This is a genomic window from Zobellia nedashkovskayae (genome assembly GCF_015330125.1).
GTDB classification, from domain to species: Bacteria; Bacteroidota; Bacteroidia; order Flavobacteriales; family Flavobacteriaceae; genus Zobellia; species Zobellia nedashkovskayae.
The window spans coordinates 239,644-255,838 of the sequence record NZ_JADDXR010000002.1 but is presented as its reverse complement, the minus strand read 5'-3'; the positions used below and the strand labels follow the sequence as shown (position 1 = coordinate 255,838).

Below are 16,195 nucleotides of genomic sequence, written 5' to 3'. Positions count from 1 at the left end.
TGATTTTTAGTTGATTCCAGATTGTCCGTTTTCTTTCGTACGGATTCTGTATGCTTCTACAACTTCAGAAACAAAGATTTTTCCATCTCCAACATTGCCAGTGTAGGCTGTTTCAAGAATGGTGTCAACAGTACGTTGTGCAAATTCATCAGATACTACTATAGAAAGGTATCTTCTTTGAATGTCGCTCGTGCTATAAGAGATACCTCTATATACATGACCTTGTTTTTCATTTCCTACTCCGGTTACATCCCAGTAACTGAAGAAGTTAACCTCTATTTGATGTAGTGCTTTTTTAACTTCATCAAACTTAGATTTTCTAATAATTGCCTCGATTTGTTTCATAAGTATTATATTAATTAGAGAAACAAATGTATGTTAAAATTATTAACACCCTAAAAATTTTGGGGTCTAAGTAGTTATTTTTATGTTTATAGGAATTATACCCCCTATATTTTTTGGGGTATCCAATAATATTTGCTCAAAAATGATTTTTCGTTGATTTAAATCTGCAAAAAGTAAAGGAAAATTGAAAAAAATGAAGAAAAACTGCCATAAGATTAGATAATCTTAAGTTTTCTGCTGAATGTGCTAGTTTTTTAACAAAAAGAGGGGTTAGCTGTTATAAAATTTTAATTTATAGCAATTTTGATAGCCATAGGCCAAAGGATACTGCAGCTATGCCAACTACTACACTGGCAATTAGGTAAATAGAGAAGTGTATTAATTCGCCGGAAGTTAAGAGCGAATGTTTTTCAAAAGCAAAAGTAGAAAAAGTAGTGAAGCCCCCGCAAAATCCTGTTGCTAGTAAAAGCGTTTGGTTTGGGGTCAGATAATTGGTTTTAATAGAAAGCCCTAAAATAAGACCAATGAGCAGGCAACCTATAATGTTGACTAAAAAAGTACCTAAAAAGAAATATTGAAAGTGGGTATTGAGGGATTTAGAAACTAGATAGCGAAGCATGCTACCTATGCCACCTCCTAAGAATACGAGTAACAATTGTTTCATCGGTGCAAATTACGTAAATAATTTATCAGATGAACTGTGCATTTAGCACTTACTTGTTAAACCGCTTTCTTAAGTTTAGAAGAAAGATTGTTTAAAGGATAAACTTTAGAAGATGTAGATTTAGATACATTTCCTTCGGATTTTTTACCTCCGTTAGTTGCTCCACTTAGACTGAATACCATAAACAGAGCGTTTGCTCCAATAAGTACTAAAAGTATTGTGAAAAAAGTCATCATAATATTGCCCCTTTGGAATAGATAACGCAAAATTACGCTATTTGTTATGTTATACGTCAAAAAACGGCTTTTGGTCGTTAAAATCGGTGCTTTTAACGAAACTGTGAAGATTGTCTTAATATTTAAGGAAATGCTTAATAAAGAGGAGAATTATTACGAATGCTATGAATAAAAGTCCTACCCATTTCACCCCTTTGTAGTTTTTTGCATGTAATTTTTTGTCTTTCCTGTAAGAGAAAAAGATAATAACGATAAAACAGCTAGCAAAAATCGCAGCAAAAGCGATTTGTCCGGTGGTGAACATATTCTTTATTTTTCGGCAAAATTACGCTATTATTGGCAGAAACTATTTTTAATTCAATACAACTATAGATGAAAAACAAACTAAGTGCCGTAGCGCTTTTTCATACCTCTTTTGGGCAAGGCGTTTCGGAAACCATGAAAGCAGATTTGGGAGAAGCTAAGAATTTGCTTCGTTTTAATTTGATGGACGAAGAGAACAATGAGTATTTTGAGGCAGCGAAGAACAATGACCTTGTTGAGGTTGCCGATGCTTTGGGTGATATGCTTTATATATTGTGCGGAACAATATTAGAGCACGGTATGCAGCATAAAATAGAAGAGGTCTTTAATGAGATACAACGCAGTAATATGAGCAAGTTAGGTGCGGACGGTAAACCCATCTACCGCGAAGATGGGAAAGTCTTAAAAGGCCCCAGCTATTTTAAACCTAATATCTCCGAGATTTTGAAAGGGTAGGTTTGTAGTTTGCAAGGCATAAAAAAAACGGTCACTAATAAATAGTGACCGTTTTTTTTATATCCTTATAATATGGAATACGTAAAAGTAATTACTTTTTAAAGACCAACTCTCCAACCGAATGGATCTTCGGAACGGTTATATTGAATATCAGTAATATCTTTCTTCATTTGTGAAGCAAAGCTATTTTCTATTTCGGGTAAATCATAATCTACTCCTCTATAGCCAAATGTTGAAATTGGAGAAATAACAGCGGCAGTACCAGCTCCGAACATTTCTTTCAATCTTCCGTTTTTGGCAGCTTCAACCACTTCGGTAACAGTAATTTTTCTTACCTCTGTTTTTATTCCTTTTTTCTCGGCAAGTTGTAAGATGCTTTTTCTGGTAATACCATCTAATATACGGTCACTGGTTGGACCCGTAATTAAGGTGTCATCAATACGAATGAAAATATTCATCGCACCAGCTTCTTCAATATATTCGTGAGTGCTATCATCCGTCCAAATAACTTGGTTGTAACCTTTAGATACCGCCAATTGGGTAGGGTAGAACTGGCCAGCGTAATTACCACCGGTCTTTGCGTAACCTACTCCGCCATTAGCTGAACGGGAATACTTTTCTTCAATAAGGACTTTTACTTTTCCTGAGAAGTAAGATCCAGATGGTGCAAGACAGATTATAAATTTGTAAGCATCAGCAGGAGAGGCATGAAAGCCATTTCCGGATGCAAATATAAATGGTCTTATATACATAGAACTTCCTTCGGTCGTTGGAATCCATTGGTTATCTAATTCCAAAAGCGTTTTAAGTCCTTCCATGAAAAACTCTTCTGGTAATTCTGGGATAGCCATGCGATTTGCCGAGACGTTCAATCTTTTATGGTTTTCTAACGGTCTAAAAAGCCACGTTTTGTTCTTATCATCTTTATAGGCTTTCATTCCTTCAAAAATAGATTGACCGTAATGAAAGATTTTTGCAGATGGATCAAGACTAATAGGTTGGTAGGGAGTTATTTTTGGAGTTTCCCAAGCACCATTTCTATAATCGCAGACGAGCATGTGGTCGGAGAATACACTGCCAAAGGCAAGATTGTTAAAATCTACTTGTTCGATTTTGGATTCTTTTACCTTTTCGATGCTGATTTTTTGCATGGTCGAGTTCATAATTTTTAAAATTAAAAAATTAAAATTAACGATTTATCCTTACCTGTTCTTCTTTTTTCGTTATAAAATGTCCAGTTTTGTGGTACAAATCTAATTTTTATCGGAAATGCGTCTATTTAACAATTTACTTGCGGTTTTTATGGTGGTTTTGGCCTGTAGAGGCCAAGAAACAGAAAAGGTCACTTTTGATGGTGTTGACTATCAAACTATTGGTGCTAATCTAGAGGTTAGTAATGTCTTGACCGATACCGAAATGACAATGAAGTTTGACAAAATGACGGCTAAAGATACGCTTCGGACAAAATTTAAAGCCACGGTAACAGATGTTTGTAAAGTAAAAGGCTGTTGGATGAAGTTAAAGTTAGATGATGGACAAGAAGCTATGGTCCGCTTTAAAGACTACGGTTTTTTTATGCCAAGTGATATAACGGGAAAAGAGGTAATTGTAAACGGTTATGCCTATGTTGAAGCTATGAGCGTGGAAGACCAAAAGCATTACGCTAAAGATGGAGGAGAAGCAGAGTCGGAGATAGCGAAAATTACGGAACCTAAAAAAACCTTCGGTTTTGAAGCAGACGGCGTTTTGATTAAAAATCAATAGTTTGGAAAGAAAGATTATTACCACAGGAGACGGGTCTAAGACTATTCAGATTTCTGAATGGGATGAACAGTACCACTCAAAACACGGGGCTGTACAAGAAGCATATCACGTATTTATAAAACACGGTCTGTCCCTTTTCTTTGGAAAAAAGGTAGATATTCTTGAAATAGGTTTCGGTACAGGTCTTAATGCCCTAATAACCCATATTGAATCGAAAAAAAGTAATACAGAAGTGTCTTATAGAGGAGTGGAAGCCTATCCTGTTTCTCCGGAAGAATTAGAGCAGCTCAATTATATTTCTGAATTGAAGGCCGAAGAATTCCAAAAGGATTTTAAAAAAATGCACCAGTCTCCCTGGGAAAGCGATATTCTAATTTCTGAAAATTTTATTCTTAAAAAAGAGCAAAAGCTTTTTGCCGATATAGCGGATGAGAATGTTTTTGATCTCGTTTATTTTGATGCCTTTGGTGCCCGAGTTCAACCGGAATTATGGACGGAAGCTATCTTTTTAAAAATGTATCGCGCCATGAAAATAGGTGGAGTTTTAGTTACTTATGCAGCCAAGGGTAGTGTAAGAAGAGCTATGCTTGCGGTAGGTTTTGAAGTTGAGCGCTTGCCTGGCCCACCAGGAAAAAGAGAAATGTTACGAGCCAGAAAGTAGCTTTTTAGTTATAAAGAAAAGTTAAGGAAACACAGGTCATCCCATTTTCTTAACATATGGACACGGTTTAGTGTTAAATCCGAATTAAATGATAGTCAGGTGATTTGGAAATCCTATATCTTTGGTTTATGAGAATACTGATTACAGGGGCAACAGGTCTGGTAGGCAGTGCGATTGTAGAGCAATGCCGCAAGAAAGATATTGCAGTAAATTATCTTACTACCAGTAAAAGTAAAATTACTTTAGAGCCCAAATTTCAAGGTTATTATTGGAACCCTGATAAAGGAGAGATCGATTTAGATTCCCTTGTCGGAGTTTCTGCTATTATAAATTTGGCAGGTGCCAGCATCTCCAAAAGATGGACCTCCAGTTATAGAAAAGAAATAATGTCTAGCCGTGTCAATTCTTTGCGAACGCTGCATACTGCGTTGGAAAAGGTTGATACAACAGATATATTCTCTTTCGTCTCGGCATCTGCAATTGGCAGATACCCAGATTCTTTGAGCAAATTTTATACGGAAGAAGAAACAGCCGTAGATGATAGTTTTTTAGGGGAAGTAGTAGAGGCTTGGGAAAATGAAATAGATAAATTCAATAGTTTTAATTTTAAAGTAGCCAAAGTAAGAATAGGTTTGGTAATGTCTTGCAATGGTGGGGCGCTTCCAGAAATGGCCAAACCGGTAAAGAATTATTTGGGAGCTGCATTTGGTACTGGCGAACAATGGCAGTCATGGGTTCATATCTCTGATTTGGCACGGATTTTTATGTTTGTTGTGGAATATGGTTTGGAAGGTATCTATAACGGTGTAGGTCCTAATCCTGTAACGAATACTAAGCTTGTTAAAGAAATAGCCAAGGTTCTAGATAGACCGGTTGTGCTGCCTAATATACCTAAGTTGGCAATGAAGATAGTTTTGGGCAAAATGTCTTATTTGTTATTTGCGAGCCAACGGGTAAGTTGTAAAAAAATAGAGGAAGAAGGTTTTAATTTTACCTTCCCTAATGTATGTTTGGCCTTAGAAGCAATATATAGTAGCCCGGAATGTACCAAATCATCTGAAATGGGGTCTTTTACAAAAGAATATACTTCCTAGAATAGATATTTGTACGGAAAAAATGAATAGAACATCTACAATTTGTAGGTGTTTTTTTATGACTTGTATTCAACGTATTGTTGGATTGTTGTCTGTTAAGCATAGAGAGACATGTTATGGGTTCTTTTTTAATGACATTTTGACATTTTTAAATAAATGGCAGTACTTTTGCCAACCTTAAACGAGAATTCAAATTGTATCACAATGAGCGATAAACAAAATACAGAAGATTTTGAAGAAGTTTTGGATGAAAACCAAACTGAAGCAACGTCTGAGAGCAATATAGAGCAAGAAGAACTAAGTGTAGAAGAACAGCTAAGGGAAGACCTTGCGAAGGAAAAAGATAAATTCCTTCGGTTGTTCGCTGAGTTTGAGAACTTCAAAAGAAGAACTTCAAAAGAGCGGGTAGAGCTATTTAAAACAGCCGGGCAAGAAATTATGGTTTCTATGTTACCGGTTTTGGATGATTTTGAGCGTGCTTTAAAAGAGATGGCCAAATCAGAGGACAAAGAAATGTTTAAAGGTGTAGAGCTTATTCGTGTAAAGTTTCGCGAAACCTTGAAATCTAAAGGATTGGAAGAGGTAGAAGCAGAAGCAGGCGATGTGTTCAATGCAGATTTACATGAGGCTATTACACAAATACCTGCTCCCAATAAAAATCTCAAAGGCAAGATTGTAGATGTCGTTGAAAAAGGGTTTAAGCTTGGCGATAAGATAATTCGTCATCCAAAAGTGGTTGTAGGAAACTAAAAATCAAGCATGAAGGAAGATTATTATGAGGTACTTGGCATTAGTAAAAGTGCCAGCGCAGCGGAGATAAAAAAAGCCTATAGAAAAAAGGCATTGGAGCATCACCCAGATAAGAATCAGGGTGATCCCAAGGCTGAAGAATTGTTCAAGAAATCTGCGGAAGCATATGAAGTATTGAGCAATCCTGACAAAAAAGCACGTTATGACCAGTTTGGACATGGCGCTTTTGACGGTTCTGGCGGTTTTGGAGGTGCCGGTGGCGGAATGAATATGGATGATATCTTCAGTCAGTTTGGAGACATCTTCGGTAGCGCCTTTGGTGGCGGTGGCGGAGGAGGTTTCGGCGGAGGAGGTTTTGGCGGCGGCCAACGTAGGGTTAAAGGAAGTAATTTACGTATACGCGTAAAGTTGACCTTAGAGGAAGTAGCCAATGGCGTTGAGAAAAAAATAAAGGTCAAAAGAAAAAAACAGGCAAGCGGTGTTACATACAGGACCTGTGGAACTTGTGGTGGTGCTGGTCAGGTGACCAAAATTACCAATACAATTCTTGGTCGTATGCAAACTGCAGCAACCTGTAGTACTTGTGGAGGTAGTGGTCAGGTTTTAGATAAAAAACCTAGTGATGCCGATGCTCAAGGGCTTAAAGTTTCTGAAGAAACAGTATCTATCAATATTCCAGCAGGGGTAGAAGATGGCATGCAATTAAAGGTGCCAAATAAAGGTAACGATGCACCGGGCAATAATGGAATCCCTGGAGATTTGTTAGTGGCTATTGAAACCATAGATCACGAGACTTTAAAACGTGAGGGAGATAACTTGCATTATGATTTGTACATTAGCTTTTCTGAAGCTGTTTTAGGCACTTCTAAAGAAATTGATGCTGTTGTTGGGAAAGTCCGCATAAAACTAGAGTCCGGTATTCAATCGGGTAAAATATTACGCTTAAGAGGTAAAGGTATCTCAAGCCTTAATGGTTATGGTAGTGGCGATTTATTGGTTCATGTAAATGTTTGGACTCCAAAAGAGTTGAACAAAGAGCAAAAAGACTTCTTTGAGCGAATGCAGAACAATGAAAATTTTATACCAAAACCTGAGAAATCTGATAAGTCATTCTTTGAAAAAGTAAAGGATATGTTCTCATAAATCCATTTTATTGGGTTTTAAATAAAAAACGTATATTTGGTTTAATATTGGTAATCCAATATTAATTTTCTTTTTCATAGCAATTTTTTTCCCATCCTTGATTTACTTAAGGGTGGGTTTTGTTTTTAAAGATATTGGCAACGTCTTGTGAAGACAAAAAACTATCTTTGACAAAATTGCTTGTATGAACAATATTTTGGTCACTAAAGAGGTTACCAAACAATTTGGAGAATATACCGCTCTAGACAAAATTTCTTTAGAGATTCCTGAAAATAGTATCTACGGACTCCTAGGTCCTAACGGTGCCGGAAAGACTACACTTATTCGTATTATAAATCAAATTACATACCCAGATAGTGGTGAGGTTTTGTTTGATGGTAAACCTCTAAAAGCAGAGCATATTGCCCAAATTGGATACTTGCCAGAAGAAAGAGGTCTATACAAGAGTATGAAGGTGGGGGAGCAAGCACTTTATCTTGCGCAGTTAAAAGGATTGTCAAAAACCGAAGCAAAAAAGAGATTGAAATTTTGGTTCGAACGTTTAGAGATAGGCGATTGGTGGAACAAAAAAATTCTAGAACTTTCTAAAGGTATGGCGCAAAAAATACAGTTTATTGTAACTGTATTACACGAGCCAAAACTCTTAATTTTTGATGAGCCATTTAGCGGGTTTGACCCCATTAACGCAAACATTATAAAAGAGGAGATACTTAGGCTAAGAGATAATGGGACTTCAATAATATTTTCGACCCATAGAATGGAATCTGTAGAAGAACTTTGTGAGTACATTGCATTAATACATCGCTCCGAAAAAATACTGGACGGCAAGTTGTCTGATATTAAAAAAGCCTATAAGAATAACATATTTAATGTGGGCTTGCAGACGAATAATGCAGATGTACTTTTAAAAGAACTAACAGATAAATTTACAATAAGCGCTTCTCAATTTGATGCTAAGGAAAATCAGTTAGATTTTACCCTTCAACTACCTACAGACGATTCAGGAGAATTATTGACTTATTTGGCATCAAAAGCGAACATCAATCATTTTGTAGAGACCATCCCGTCTACAAGTGATATTTTTATACAAACGGTACAAAGTAAAGGAAAAGGTTTAGATGAATAAATTACCACTGATTATAAAAAGGGAATATTTGGCCAAGGTGCGGAATAAGTCTTTCGTTATAATGACATTTTTAAGTCCCATTCTTATGGTCGCAATGGTGGTTCTTGTTGCATATTTGGCCAAACTGAATGATAACGAATCTCGGGTTATCGGTATATTAAACGAGAGCAATTATTTTTCAAATGATTTTGTGCCTAGTGCTACCACGGCATTTGTAGATTTTAGAGATGTTACACTACAAGAGGCAAAAGATTCTGTTGCCAGTTTGGGTTTTGATGGTCTTTTATATATACCAAAAGATTCAACTGTAAGAGCAGTAACGGAACGTTCTTTTTTTTACACAAAAGATGCTCCTCCTAGCCAAGTGGTAGAAAGACTTGAGAATACTTTTCAAGAACGATTACGTCAGGAAGGATTACATCAATTGGGTATCTCTGCGGCAGATTTCGCAAAGATGGATACTCATTTTCAGATGAATACGGAAACTTTTTCTGGAGAGACGAACCTTAAGGGTATAAATGAAATAAAGGCTTTTATTGGTGGTGGTTTTGGCTACTTGATCATGATGTTCATTATCATCTACGGAGGTTTTGTTATGCGGAGTGTAATAGAAGAAAAAACCAGCCGAATTATTGAGGTGATTATTTCATCCGTAAAACCGTTTCAACTTATGTTGGGCAAGATTATAGGTACTTCTCTAGCAGGGCTTACTCAATTTGCTATTTGGATCATATCCGCAAGTATTCTTTTGGTGATATCATTTGCTGTTTTTGACATAGACCCATCTGCAATGAATGCGGGAGCATCCATTACACCAAATATGGGGCCTAGCTTGCCTACCGTGGACCAGACCATGCAATTATATGCCCAAGAACTTTTTAAGATTCCGTGGGTGATGCTTATTACTTTCTTTTTGATATATTTTATTCTGGGTTATTTAATTTATAGTTCAATTTATGCGGCAATAGGAGCTGCAGTGGATAATGAAACGGATACCCAACAATTTATTTTCCCGATTATTTTACCTCTAATGCTAGCTATCTATGTAGGTTTCTTTTCGGTTTTTAGTAATCCACATGGCCCTATTGCTGTTGGTTTTTCATTATTTCCATTAACCTCACCAATTGTTATGCTCATGCGCCTGCCAGGAGGTATTGGAGAAGGTGGTGTGCCCGTTTGGGAATTGGTCACTTCTATTATTCTATTAATCGTTACTTTTATAGGTATTGTATGGCTGGCTGCAAAAATTTATAGGGTAGGTATTCTTATGTACGGTAAGAAACCAAGCTATAAGGAATTGTTCAAGTGGTTAAGATATTGAGCATGATTCAAGAAACACAAAGTAAGGTAGAAGAAATTCTAGAAGAAAGTCTTTGGGAAGGGATTAAGAATTTTCTTAATCTTGGTCTCAGGTATGGAGAAGGAGAGAACTCCATTAACATTACTATTGGGCTTTTACTGCTGGTTACCGTTGTTTTCTTGATTACGGGGTTTGTGCTAAAATGGTTGCGTATACTTATGACGCAACGTATGGAAGCTGAAGATAAACTTAAGTTTGTTAGTGTTTTTAAGTTCATAAGATACATAGTCTATTTAGTCGTTATACTTTTGACTATGAGTGCGGCCGGTATAGATATAACACTTCTTCTTACGGCATCTGCAGCACTTTTTGTTGGTTTGGGCCTAGCCTTACAAGAACTATTTCAAGATGTTATTGGAGGTATTTTTATTATTATCGATAAATCCCTTCATGTAGGTGATATTATAGAAATAGATAGTAAGGTTGGCAAGGTGTTTGAAATAAAATTGAGAACAACCAGAGCTATAACTAGAGATGATAAAGTAATCATCATTCCCAATCATAAGTTTATAAGTGATATCATTTATAATTATACCCAAAACCATAAAACAACCAGGGAGCTAATCAAAATTGGTATTGCATATGGTAGCGATATTAATTTGGCGACTAAAATCTTAGAAACTATTGCAGGTGGACAAAAGGGTATATTGAAAAGTCCAAAACCATTTGTAATTTTCGAAGATTTTGGCGACTCAGCCTTATTGTTCACGCTTAATTTTTATACAATTGATAGTTTTAATGTCACTAAAGTTAAAAGTGAAATGCGTTATAAATTAGACGAGGAATTTAGAAAGAACAATATTTCTATACCTTTTCCACAAAGAGATATACATATTATTCAACAGCAACCGTTTCAATATAGTAACACCAATAATATAGAAGAAAAATAGAGTGAATAGCGGAAAATTTAGTACCTGTGCTGTCTTTTTTCTTTTGTGTTCTTTTGTTGGTCTAAGCCAAACTCCAGACATAGTAAGGGCAGAATATATGATGATGCCAAGAAACGGTTCGGATGCGGAACTATCTAGGATGAAGCTTTTGGTGAACGTGCCTATAAAAGTACAAGATTCTAATAATCTGGTTATTGGAGTAGAATATAACCGGTTGGCTTATAATTTACAAAGAGAGCTTCCCTTTAGTAGCGCTGGTCTAAAGCAATTTCATGTGGTAGATTTTAATATGGCCTACGTTTGGAAATTTACGCCAAACTGGCGGTTTATAGGCGTGGTTACACCTCGGTTGTCATCTACCTTATCAAACCCTATAGAAAACGGAGATTTTTCGGTGAATGCTACGGCAGGGTTTCTGAAAGAGAAGAAGAATATAGATAAACCTTCTATAATGGTATTGGGTATTGCTTATAATTCTACCGTTGCCCTCCGTGTACCCTTACCTATTTTCTATTATGAAAAACGCTTTCATAAGAACTGGAGCTATGTTGTGGGATTGCCCAAAACCGGAATGAAATATCACATGAAAGAAAAGCATCAATTTCAGACTGAATTTATTTTTGATGGTTATTATGTGAATTTACAGAATAATATCGTTCTACCTAATACAACAAGTGCTTCTTCGGTATCATCATCGGCCGCATTAGTTACTGTGGGGTATCAATATAAATTAGCAGCAAATACATTTCTTTATGCTTATGCTGGTCATACGGTATTTCAAGATGGAGTATTGAGAGATGAAGATAGAAATGATATTTTTACATTAAATGACAATCCTAGTTTCTACTTTAGAACAGGATTTAGAATAGGACTTTAAAATTTAAGATACTATGCCCAAAATATTGGTAATCGAAGACGAAGCCGCAATTAGACGTGTACTGGTTAAGATTCTTTCCGAAGAAAGCGACAGTTATCAACTGGAAGAAGCAGAAGACGGTCTCAAAGGTTTAGAAGCTGTTAAGAACAATGATTACGATCTTGTGCTCTGCGATATTAAGATGCCAAAAATGGATGGTGTAGAAGTATTGGAAGCTGCTCGTAAAATAAAGCCAGAAATTCCTTTTATAATGATTTCGGGCCATGGAGACTTAGATACTGCAGTAAACACTATGAGGCTCGGTGCTTTTGATTACATTTCAAAACCACCAGATCTTAACCGTCTTTTGACAACTGTACGAAATGCGGTAGATCGCAAAGTATTGGTTGTTGAGAATAAGGTCTTGAAGAAAAAGGTGAGTAAGAATTATGAGATGATCGGTAGTAGTGAAGAGATTACCATCATTAAAGATATGATAGAGAAGGTGGCTCCTACTGATGCCCGTGTGCTTATTACGGGTTCAAACGGTACGGGTAAAGAGCTGGTAGCACATTGGGTTCATGAAAAAAGTTACCGTAGCGGTGGTCCTTTTATTGAGGTGAATTGTGCCGCTATTCCTTCAGAATTAATAGAAAGCGAACTTTTCGGTCATGTAAAAGGTGCTTTTACATCCGCAGTACGGGACCGTGCCGGTAAATTTGAAGCGGCTAATAAAGGCACAATTTTCCTTGATGAAATTGGTGATATGAGCTTATCTGCCCAAGCTAAGGTACTCAGAGCTCTTCAGGAAAGTAAAATTTCACGAGTAGGTACTGATAAAGATATTAAAGTAGATGTGCGTGTTATTGCTGCAACGAACAAAAACCTTAAAAAGGAAATAGAAGAAGGTAATTTCCGAGAGGATTTATACCATAGATTGGCGGTAATTTTAATTCAAGTTCCTGCTTTGAACGATAGACGGGATGATATTCCGTTGCTTATAGAGCATTTTGCTAAAAAAATAGCTTCTGAACAGGGTATTGCACCTAAGGTTTTTTCGGCTAAAGCCATCAAACTTCTTAAAAGTTATGATTGGACAGGGAATATTAGAGAACTAAGAAATGTTGTAGAGCGTTTAATCATCTTAGGAGGAAAAGAAGTGGCAGAAGAAGATGTAAAACTATTTGCTAGTAAATAATTTGCATATTCACGTAGCTACAATATCCCGAAGCTTAGAATAGGATTATAAAATAATCCTATTTTCTTCCGCAATTACCTAAACGGTCAAGAGCTTTCTCCGTAATTTCTTTGGTCTTAAGATTGTAATATTTCTTGCTTTCAGACAAGTGTGGTTTTAAAAGTTCTTGTTCGCAGTTTTCGTAAATATTTTGAGCAAAAGCACGAGCTTCGGTGCAATCTACGGTATTGATTACCTTATCTAAAGAAGTTTTATATTTCAGTAAAGAAGTGTCTATTCTCTGGCGTATTTTAGTATTGTCAAGAAAAGCCATAGTCTCTTCTTTTTTGGAACTTGTAACGTTCATAATCAAATTATCAGAACCATATATACTACCATGCTCATCATGGTTTGCAATTGCTTCCAGGCTTTCTACGCTATATAAAAGTGCTTTGTTCAATAATATTCGAGCACCAGCAAGAGAAGTGGCTTTAGTAGCGTTTTTTAAATATTCAATATTTTCCAGAGCACTGTCCGAAGCTTCTTCACAACCGCATTCTGCAATATTATTTTTTGATTTTTCAAGGGCAGTTAGCGCCTTAAACGTGTAGAAACGAGTCATTTGTAAGTCTTTCATAGAAAGAGCTTTCTTGGTCTGGTTTTTTACGTAACCTATATTAGAGGTTGCGTAATCACAATCCTGACTGGCCCCATAAGAGGAAGAAAAGGTAAATATGAATAGAAATAGTATAAAGTAAAATAACTTCATATGGTAAGTTTTATGTGCTGTAAAATTTGGGATTATTACAATGTAAAGTTAGCCCAGTCAGGTGGTTAACGTGTAGTTTTTTCGATGGATGGCGCCCCCTCTAAGGTATTTTGGATGAACCGGAAGTTTCTGTTGTTAAACGGTCATTTTTTTTAACATTCACAACCGTTCAACGGTAAAATAGTTTTATATTCAGCCTATGTATGGAAAAAAAACAACCTCATTTAGGGTCGATAAGAGCATTGAGTTGTCAAAATGTGCTACTAGAGAAGATTTTGGCGTTAGTGATAAAAAACTAAAAAAGGACTTAGAATCCATCCGTGAGGAGCTGGGTGATTTTCAAGATACGCTCTACGCTCACTCAAAGTATAGTGTGTTAATTTGCCTTCAGGGTATGGATAGCGCTGGAAAAGACAGTTTAATTCGTGAAGTTTTTAAAGATTTTAATGCACGTGGTGTTGTGGTGCATAGTTTTAAGGTCCCAACCAAATTGGAGTTAGGTCATGATTTTCTATGGAGACACTACATAGCTTTACCAGCAAAAGGAAAGTTTGGGGTATTCAATAGAACTCATTATGAGAATGTTTTGGTAACCCGTGTTCATCCAGAATATATACTAGGAGAACATATTCCCGGTATTCATTCGGTATCGGATATTGACCAGAAATTTTGGAACAAACGTTTTGAGCAGATAAATAACTTTGAGCGGCATATTGCTGAAAGTGGTACAATCGTATTCAAGTTTTTTCTTCACCTTTCAAAAGAAGAGCAAAGGTTAAGGTTGCTTAGAAGGTTGGAGTTGAAACGTAAGAATTGGAAATTCTCTCCAGCAGACCTTGAAGAACGAAAGTTGTGGGATACGTATCAGAAATTTTATGAAGAAGCTATTAACGAGACTTCAAAACCACACGCTCCATGGTACGTTGTTCCGGCAGATAATAAAAAGGAGGCACGAGTAATTGTGGCTTCCGTCTTACTGGAAGAACTAAAAAAATATAAGGATATTAAGGAGCCGGAGCTTGATGATAAAATTAAGGCCAACTTGGCAAAATATAAAGAACAATTAGAAAAAGAAGTTTAATGAAGAAAATAATCCTTTTCCTACTATGTATAGGTCTTAGTGTAAATGGCTATACCCAAAACGAAGATGAGAAACAGTTAAAAGAAATATATAATCAAGCACTTACTGATGGTAAGGCGTATGACTGGCTTAATTATCTTTCTAATCAAATAGGGGGTAGGTTATCTGGTAGCCTTCAAGCACAAGAAGCGGTAGAATATACTAAGGCTCAGTTAGATTCTTTGGGTCTTGACCGTGTTTGGCTTCAGCCGGTAAAAGTACCTAAATGGGTTCGTGGCACACCGGAATTCGCTTATTTTGAAACCAGCCCAGGTCTTTCAACCAATGTGCCTATCTGTGCACTTGGTGGGTCTGTAGCAACGCCTCTACAAGGAATTAAGGCAGGTGTTGTTGAGGTGCAAGGTATTGAAGATTTACAAAAGTTAGGTAAGGCTAAGATAGAAGGTAACATCGTTTTTTATAATAGGCCAATGGATCCTACTGTAATTAGCACTTTTGCTTCCTATTCAGGTTGTGTAGATCAACGTTATTCAGGAGCAGAGGAGGCGGCAAAATACGGAGCGGTTGGGATAATTGTTAGGTCTATGAATTTGCGATTAGATGATTATCCGCATACAGGGTCTATGAGTTATGGAGATACACCGGTGTCAAAAAGAATCCCTGCGGCAGCTATAAGTACTAAGGGAGCGGAATTGTTGAGCACTACTTTAAAGTTAAACACAGAGATTCAGTTTTATTTTAAACAGAATTGTAAGCAGTTTAATGATGTTGATTCTTTTAACGTTATTGGTGAAATAAAGGGAAGTGAGTTTCCAAACGAAATAATGGTAGTAGGGGGTCATTTAGATTCTTGGGATTTAGGAGATGGGTCTCATGATGATGGTGCCGGTTGTGTGCAAAGTATGGATGTACTTCGCCTTTTGAAAGCCACAGGGTATAAGCCAAAAAGAACCATTCGTGCTGTGTTGTTTATGAATGAGGAAAATGGACTAAGAGGAGGCAATAAGTATGCAGAGGTAGCCAGTGGAAAAAAGGAAAAGCACGTTTTTGCTTTGGAAAGTGATGCTGGTGGTTTTACACCACGCGGATTTTCTTTTGACTGTTCGGATGAAAATCTGAAACAAGTTCATAGTTGGAAAAGCCTTTTTGAACCCTATTATATTCATCTTTTTGAAAAAGGATATAGCGGTGCAGACATTAGACCATTAAAAAGTGATGACATGGTGTTGGCAGGTCTTAGACCTGATTCACAACGTTATTTTGTGCACCATCATGCAGAAAACGATACGTTTGAACATGTTAATGAGCGTGAGTTGGAACTTGGGGCTGCTACCATGGCTAGTTTAGTTTACTTGTTCGATAAATATGGTATTGTAAAGTAGACTCTTTAAAACTAGGGAGAAGACCGTTAAGAATTTTTTTTGTTCTTCAAATAATTGGGTTTTTACTTTGGATAGAAAGATGTAGAATTGATTAGTGCTAAGGTTTGCGTCCAAGATTTTTGAACAAATTTGCCTATC

18 protein-coding genes are annotated in these 16,195 nt (G+C 36.6%); 13 read left to right on the top strand and 5 right to left on the bottom strand.

Features of this window, described 5'->3' with window-relative positions; all coding sequences use genetic code 11:
* Nucleotides 1–6 precede the first annotated feature (6 nt).
* The 3 genes from IWB64_RS01055 to IWB64_RS01045 all read right to left on the bottom strand — a co-directional run bounded on the left by IWB64_RS01055 (nucleotide 7) and on the right by IWB64_RS01045 (nucleotide 1,245).
* Entirely contained in the window at nucleotides 7–345 is a 339-nt protein-coding gene (locus tag IWB64_RS01055; RefSeq protein WP_194532273.1) for a P-II family nitrogen regulator, read from the bottom strand.
* A gap of 292 nt (nucleotides 346–637) precedes the next feature.
* Nucleotides 638–1,009, bottom strand: coding sequence for a fluoride efflux transporter CrcB (gene crcB / locus IWB64_RS01050; RefSeq protein WP_194532272.1), 372 nt, complete (start codon nucleotides 1,007–1,009; stop codon nucleotides 638–640).
* 56 nt (nucleotides 1,010–1,065) lie between these two features.
* Nucleotides 1,066–1,245 (bottom strand): hypothetical protein, encoded by a 180-nt coding sequence (locus IWB64_RS01045; protein ID WP_194532271.1) that lies wholly within the window; start codon nucleotides 1,243–1,245, stop codon nucleotides 1,066–1,068.
* A 372-nt stretch (nucleotides 1,246–1,617) separates the two neighbouring features.
* Between IWB64_RS01045 and IWB64_RS01040 the strand changes: the two genes are divergently transcribed.
* Nucleotides 1,618–2,004 (top strand): pyrophosphohydrolase domain-containing protein, encoded by a 387-nt coding sequence (locus IWB64_RS01040; protein WP_194532270.1) that lies wholly within the window; start codon nucleotides 1,618–1,620, stop codon nucleotides 2,002–2,004.
* A 98-nt stretch (nucleotides 2,005–2,102) separates the two neighbouring features.
* Here IWB64_RS01040 and IWB64_RS01035 read toward each other — a convergent pair whose 3' ends face one another.
* A complete protein-coding gene (locus IWB64_RS01035; protein ID WP_394370045.1) occupies nucleotides 2,103–3,155 on the bottom strand; it encodes a branched-chain amino acid aminotransferase in 1,053 nt (350 codons plus the stop codon).
* Between the two features lie 118 nt (nucleotides 3,156–3,273).
* Here IWB64_RS01035 and IWB64_RS01030 point away from each other — a divergent pair, with 118 nt between their 5' ends.
* The 10 genes from IWB64_RS01030 to IWB64_RS00985 all read left to right on the top strand — a co-directional run bounded on the left by IWB64_RS01030 (nucleotide 3,274) and on the right by IWB64_RS00985 (nucleotide 12,846).
* The gene (locus IWB64_RS01030) at nucleotides 3,274–3,768 is read left to right on the top strand and encodes a DUF4920 domain-containing protein (protein WP_194532268.1); all 495 of its coding nucleotides are present in this window, start codon (nucleotides 3,274–3,276) and stop codon (nucleotides 3,766–3,768) included.
* A gap of 1 nt (nucleotide 3,769) precedes the next feature.
* Complete coding sequence (gene mnmD / locus IWB64_RS01025) at nucleotides 3,770–4,429, top strand: tRNA (5-methylaminomethyl-2-thiouridine)(34)-methyltransferase MnmD (protein WP_194532267.1); 660 nt, start codon at nucleotides 3,770–3,772, stop codon at nucleotides 4,427–4,429.
* 128 nt (nucleotides 4,430–4,557) lie between these two features.
* Nucleotides 4,558–5,523: a TIGR01777 family oxidoreductase gene (locus tag IWB64_RS01020; protein ID WP_194532266.1), complete on the top strand. Its 966-nt coding sequence runs from the start codon at nucleotides 4,558–4,560 to the stop codon at nucleotides 5,521–5,523.
* Nucleotides 5,524–5,727: 204 nt separating this feature from the next.
* Nucleotides 5,728–6,273 carry a nucleotide exchange factor GrpE gene (locus tag IWB64_RS01015; protein WP_194532265.1) on the top strand — a complete coding sequence of 182 codons (546 nt, stop codon included), beginning with the start codon at nucleotides 5,728–5,730 and terminating at the stop codon, nucleotides 6,271–6,273.
* A 9-nt stretch (nucleotides 6,274–6,282) separates the two neighbouring features.
* Nucleotides 6,283–7,416, top strand: a complete 1,134-nt coding sequence (dnaJ, locus tag IWB64_RS01010) for a molecular chaperone DnaJ (RefSeq protein ID WP_194532264.1) — start codon at nucleotides 6,283–6,285, stop codon at nucleotides 7,414–7,416.
* A 184-nt stretch (nucleotides 7,417–7,600) separates the two neighbouring features.
* The gene (locus IWB64_RS01005) at nucleotides 7,601–8,542 is read left to right on the top strand and encodes an ABC transporter ATP-binding protein (RefSeq protein WP_194532263.1); all 942 of its coding nucleotides are present in this window, start codon (nucleotides 7,601–7,603) and stop codon (nucleotides 8,540–8,542) included.
* Nucleotides 8,535–9,863: an ABC transporter permease gene (locus IWB64_RS01000; protein WP_194532262.1), complete on the top strand. Its 1,329-nt coding sequence runs from the start codon at nucleotides 8,535–8,537 to the stop codon at nucleotides 9,861–9,863. Before IWB64_RS01005 ends, IWB64_RS01000 begins: the two co-directional genes overlap by 8 nt.
* 2 nt (nucleotides 9,864–9,865) lie before the next feature.
* The gene (locus tag IWB64_RS00995) at nucleotides 9,866–10,792 is read left to right on the top strand and encodes a mechanosensitive ion channel family protein (protein ID WP_194532261.1); all 927 of its coding nucleotides are present in this window, start codon (nucleotides 9,866–9,868) and stop codon (nucleotides 10,790–10,792) included.
* Between the two features lies 1 nt (nucleotide 10,793).
* On the top strand, nucleotides 10,794–11,669 hold the full coding sequence (locus tag IWB64_RS00990; RefSeq protein WP_194532260.1) for a DUF6268 family outer membrane beta-barrel protein: 876 nt from the start codon (nucleotides 10,794–10,796) through the stop codon (nucleotides 11,667–11,669).
* A gap of 13 nt (nucleotides 11,670–11,682) precedes the next feature.
* Nucleotides 11,683–12,846, top strand: a complete 1,164-nt coding sequence (locus IWB64_RS00985; RefSeq protein ID WP_194532259.1) for a sigma-54-dependent transcriptional regulator — start codon at nucleotides 11,683–11,685, stop codon at nucleotides 12,844–12,846.
* Nucleotides 12,847–12,904: 58 nt separating this feature from the next.
* Here IWB64_RS00985 and IWB64_RS00980 read toward each other — a convergent pair whose 3' ends face one another.
* Entirely contained in the window at nucleotides 12,905–13,594 is a 690-nt protein-coding gene (locus IWB64_RS00980) for a hypothetical protein (protein WP_194532258.1), read from the bottom strand.
* 199 nt (nucleotides 13,595–13,793) lie between these two features.
* Between IWB64_RS00980 and IWB64_RS00975 the strand changes: the two genes are divergently transcribed.
* Together IWB64_RS00975 and IWB64_RS00970 are read left to right on the top strand one after the other, a co-directional pair.
* Nucleotides 13,794–14,675, top strand: a complete 882-nt coding sequence (locus IWB64_RS00975) for a PPK2 family polyphosphate kinase (RefSeq protein WP_194532257.1) — start codon at nucleotides 13,794–13,796, stop codon at nucleotides 14,673–14,675.
* Complete coding sequence (locus IWB64_RS00970) at nucleotides 14,675–16,057, top strand: M28 family peptidase (protein ID WP_194532256.1); 1,383 nt, start codon at nucleotides 14,675–14,677, stop codon at nucleotides 16,055–16,057. The genes IWB64_RS00975 and IWB64_RS00970 overlap by 1 nt, the downstream gene beginning before the upstream one ends.
* Nucleotides 16,058–16,195 lie beyond the last annotated feature (138 nt).